Source organism: Streptococcus sp. 5004 (assembly GCF_013276755.1).
Lineage (GTDB): Bacteria > Bacillota > Bacilli > Lactobacillales > Streptococcaceae > Streptococcus.
On sequence record NZ_VMLP01000010.1, the window covers coordinates 1 to 5,010 of the forward strand.

Annotated in this window: 1 tRNA gene and 3 rRNA genes; all 4 read left to right on the forward strand. The window is 49.8% G+C overall.

Features of this window, described 5'->3' with window-relative positions:
- Positions 1 to 128: 128 nt before the first annotated feature.
- Positions 129 to 1,674 (forward strand): 16S ribosomal RNA (locus HT685_RS04170).
- Between the two features lie 51 nt (positions 1,675 to 1,725).
- Positions 1,726 to 1,798 (forward strand) — tRNA-Ala (locus tag HT685_RS04175).
- A 125-nt stretch (positions 1,799 to 1,923) separates the two neighbouring features.
- A 23S ribosomal RNA gene (locus HT685_RS04180) occupies positions 1,924 to 4,825 on the forward strand.
- A 76-nt stretch (positions 4,826 to 4,901) separates the two neighbouring features.
- Positions 4,902 to 5,010 (forward strand): 5S ribosomal RNA (gene rrf, locus HT685_RS04185); the annotation flags it as partial.

Here is a 5,010-nt window from a genome sequence, read left to right on the forward strand (position 1 = left end):
AGTGACAAAGACCTTTGAAAACTGAACAAGACGAACCAATGTGCAGGGCACTACAACTAAGGTTGTAGTACTGAACAATGAAAAAACAATAAATCTGTCAGTGACAGAAATGAGTGAGAACTCAAACTTTTAATGAGAGTTTGATCCTGGCTCAGGACGAACGCTGGCGGCGTGCCTAATACATGCAAGTAGAACGCTGAAGGAGAAGCTTGCTTCTCTGGATGAGTTGCGAACGGGTGAGTAACGCGTAGGTAACCTGCCTGGTAGCGGGGGATAACTATTGGAAACGATAGCTAATACCGCATAATAGTAGATGTTGCATGACATTTGCTTAAAAGGTGCAATTGCATCACTACCAGATGGACCTGCGTTGTATTAGCTAGTTGGTGGGGTAACGGCTCACCAAGGCGACGATACATAGCCGACCTGAGAGGGTGATCGGCCACACTGGGACTGAGACACGGCCCAGACTCCTACGGGAGGCAGCAGTAGGGAATCTTCGGCAATGGACGGAAGTCTGACCGAGCAACGCCGCGTGAGTGAAGAAGGTTTTCGGATCGTAAAGCTCTGTTGTAAGAGAAGAACGAGTGTGAGAGTGGAAAGTTCACACTGTGACGGTATCTTACCAGAAAGGGACGGCTAACTACGTGCCAGCAGCCGCGGTAATACGTAGGTCCCGAGCGTTGTCCGGATTTATTGGGCGTAAAGCGAGCGCAGGCGGTTAGATAAGTCTGAAGTTAAAGGCTGTGGCTTAACCATAGTACGCTTTGGAAACTGTTTAACTTGAGTGCAAGAGGGGAGAGTGGAATTCCATGTGTAGCGGTGAAATGCGTAGATATATGGAGGAACACCGGTGGCGAAAGCGGCTCTCTGGCTTGTAACTGACGCTGAGGCTCGAAAGCGTGGGGAGCAAACAGGATTAGATACCCTGGTAGTCCACGCCGTAAACGATGAGTGCTAGGTGTTAGACCCTTTCCGGGGTTTAGTGCCGTAGCTAACGCATTAAGCACTCCGCCTGGGGAGTACGACCGCAAGGTTGAAACTCAAAGGAATTGACGGGGGCCCGCACAAGCGGTGGAGCATGTGGTTTAATTCGAAGCAACGCGAAGAACCTTACCAGGTCTTGACATCCCTCTGACCGCTCTAGAGATAGAGTTTTCCTTCGGGACAGAGGTGACAGGTGGTGCATGGTTGTCGTCAGCTCGTGTCGTGAGATGTTGGGTTAAGTCCCGCAACGAGCGCAACCCCTATTGTTAGTTGCCATCATTTAGTTGGGCACTCTAGCGAGACTGCCGGTAATAAACCGGAGGAAGGTGGGGATGACGTCAAATCATCATGCCCCTTATGACCTGGGCTACACACGTGCTACAATGGCTGGTACAACGAGTCGCAAGCCGGTGACGGCAAGCTAATCTCTTAAAGTCAGTCTCAGTTCGGATTGTAGGCTGCAACTCGCCTACATGAAGTCGGAATCGCTAGTAATCGCGGATCAGCACGCCGCGGTGAATACGTTCCCGGGCCTTGTACACACCGCCCGTCACACCACGAGAGTTTGTAACACCCGAAGTCGGTGAGGTAACCGTAAGGAGCCAGCCGCCTAAGGTGGGATAGATGATTGGGGTGAAGTCGTAACAAGGTAGCCGTATCGGAAGGTGCGGCTGGATCACCTCCTTTCTAAGGATAAGGAACTGCGCATTGGTCTTGTTTAGTCTTGAGAGGTCTTGTGGGGCCTTAGCTCAGCTGGGAGAGCGCCTGCTTTGCACGCAGGAGGTCAGCGGTTCGATCCCGCTAGGCTCCATTGGTGAGAGATCACCAAGTAATGCACATTGAAAATTGAATATCTATATCAAATAGTAACAAGAAAATAAACCGAAAACGCTGTAGTATTAATAAGAGTTTATGACTGAAAGGTCAGAAAAATAAGGTTAAGTTAATAAGGGCGCACGGTGGATGCCTTGGCACTAGGAGCCGAAGAAGGACGTGACAAACGACGATATGCCTTGGGTAGCTGTAAGTAAGCGATGATCCAGGGATTTCCGAATGGGGGAACCCAACAGGTACTACCTGTTACCCGCATCTGTTAAGGATGTGAGGAGGAAGACGCAGTGAACTGAAACATCTAAGTAGCTGCAGGAAGAGAAAGCAAAAGCGATTGCCTTAGTAGCGGCGAGCGAAACGGCAGGAGGGCAAACCGAAGAGTTTACTCTTCGGGGTTGTAGGACTGCAATGTGGACTCAAAGATTATAGAAGAATGATTTGGGAAGATCAGCCAAAGAGAGTAATAGCCTCGTATTTAAAATAGTCTTTGTACCTAGCAGTATCCTGAGTACGGCGGGACACGAGAAATTCCGTCGGAATCTGGGAGGACCATCTCCCAACCCTAAATACTCCCTAGTGACCGATAGTGAACCAGTACCGTGAGGGAAAGGTGAAAAGCACCCCGGGAGGGGAGTGAAATAGAACCTGAAACCGTGTGCCTACAACAAGTTCGAGCCCGTTAATGGGTGAGAGCGTGCCTTTTGTAGAATGAACCGGCGAGTTACGTTATGATGCGAGGTTAAGTTGAAGAGACGGAGCCGTAGGGAAACCGAGTCTGAACAGGGCGAATTAGTATCATGACGTAGACCCGAAACCATGTGACCTACCCATGAGCAGGTTGAAGGTGCGGTAAGACGCACTGGAGGACCGAACCAGGGCACGTTGAAAAGTGCTTGGATGACTTGTGGGTAGCGGAGAAATTCCAAACGAACTTGGAGATAGCTGGTTCTCTCCGAAATAGCTTTAGGGCTAGCGTCGACATTAGAGATTCTTGGAGGTAGAGCACTGTTTGGGTGAGGGGTCCATCCCGGATTACCAATCTCAGATAAACTCCGAATGCCAATGAATTATGGTCGGCAGTCAGACTGCGAGTGCTAAGATCCGTAGTCGAAAGGGAAACAGCCCAGACCACCAGCTAAGGTCCCAAAATAATTGTTAAGTGGAAAAGGATGTGGGGTTGCACAGACAACTAGGATGTTAGCTTAGAAGCAGCTATTCATTCAAAGAGTGCGTAATAGCTCACTAGTCGAGTGACCCTGCGCCGAAAATGTACCGGGGCTAAAACAATTTACCGAAGCTGTGGATACCTTTATAGGTATGGTAGGAGAGCGTTCTATGTGTGATGAAGGTGTACCGTGAGGAGCGCTGGAACGCATAGAAGTGAGAATGCCGGTATGAGTAGCGAAAGACAGGTGAGAATCCTGTCCACCGTAAGACTAAGGTTTCCAGGGGAAGGCTCGTCCGCCCTGGGTTAGTCGGGACCTAAGGAGAGACCGAAAGGTGTATCCGATGGACAACAGGTTGATATTCCTGTACTAGAGTATGTAGTGATGGAGGGACGCAGTAGGCTAACTAAAGCAGACGATTGGAAGAGTCTGTCTAAGCAGTGAGGTGTGAATTGAGTTAAATGCTTAGTTCTATAACATTGAGCTGTGATGGGGAGCGAAGTTTAGTAGCGAAGTTAGTGACGTCACACTGCCAAGAAAAGCTTCTAGCGTTTAAACATACTCTACCCGTACCGCAAACCGACACAGGTAGTCGAGGCGAGTAGCCTCAGGTGAGCGAGAGAACTCTCGTTAAGGAACTCGGCAAAATGACCCCGTAACTTCGGGAGAAGGGGTGCTGACTTTAAGTCAGCCGCAGTGAATAGGCCCAAGCAACTGTTTATCAAAAACACAGCTCTCTGCTAAATCGTAAGATGATGTATAGGGGGTGACGCCTGCCCGGTGCTGGAAGGTTAAGAGGAGTGCTTAGCGTAAGCGAAGGTATGAATTGAAGCCCCAGTAAACGGCGGCCGTAACTATAACGGTCCTAAGGTAGCGAAATTCCTTGTCGGGTAAGTTCCGACCCGCACGAAAGGCGTAATGATTTGGGCACTGTCTCAACGAGAGACTCGGTGAAATTTTAGTACCTGTGAAGATGCAGGTTACCCGCGACAGGACGGAAAGACCCCATGGAGCTTTACTGCAGTTTGATATTGAGTGTCTGTACCACATGTACAGGATAGGTAGGAGTCTAAGAGATCGGGACGCCAGTTTCGAAGGAGACGTTGTTGGGATACTACCCTTGTGTTATGGCCACTCTAACCCAGATAGGTGATCCCTATCGGAGACAGTGTCTGACGGGCAGTTTGACTGGGGCGGTCGCCTCCTAAAAGGTAACGGAGGCGCCCAAAGGTTCCCTCAGAATGGTTGGAAATCATTCGCAGAGTGTAAAGGTATAAGGGAGCTTGACTGCGAGAGCTACAACTCGAGCAGGGACGAAAGTCGGGCTTAGTGATCCGGTGGTTCCGTATGGAAGGGCCATCGCTCAACGGATAAAAGCTACCCTGGGGATAACAGGCTTATCTCCCCCAAGAGTTCACATCGACGGGGAGGTTTGGCACCTCGATGTCGGCTCGTCGCATCCTGGGGCTGTAGTCGGTCCCAAGGGTTGGGCTGTTCGCCCATTAAAGCGGCACGCGAGCTGGGTTCAGAACGTCGTGAGACAGTTCGGTCCCTATCCGTCGCGGGCGTAGGAAATTTGAGAGGATCTGCTCCTAGTACGAGAGGACCAGAGTGGACTTACCGCTGGTGTACCAGTTGTCTTGCCAAAGGCATCGCTGGGTAGCTATGTAGGGAAGGGATAAACGCTGAAAGCATCTAAGTGTGAAACCCACCTCAAGATGAGATTTCCCATGATTTTATATCAGTAAGAGCCCTGAGAGATGATCAGGTAGATAGGTTAGAAGTGGAAGTGTGGCGACACATGTAGCGGACTAATACTAATAGCTCGAGGACTTATCCAAAGTAACTGAGAATATGAAAGCGAACGGTTTTCTTGGTTTGAATAGATATTCAATTTTGAGTAGGTATTACTCAGAGTTAAGTGACGATAGCCTAGGAGATACACCTGTACCCATGCCGAACACAGAAGTTAAGCCCTAGAACGCCGGAAGTAGTTGGGGGTTGCCCCCTGTGAGATATGGAAGTC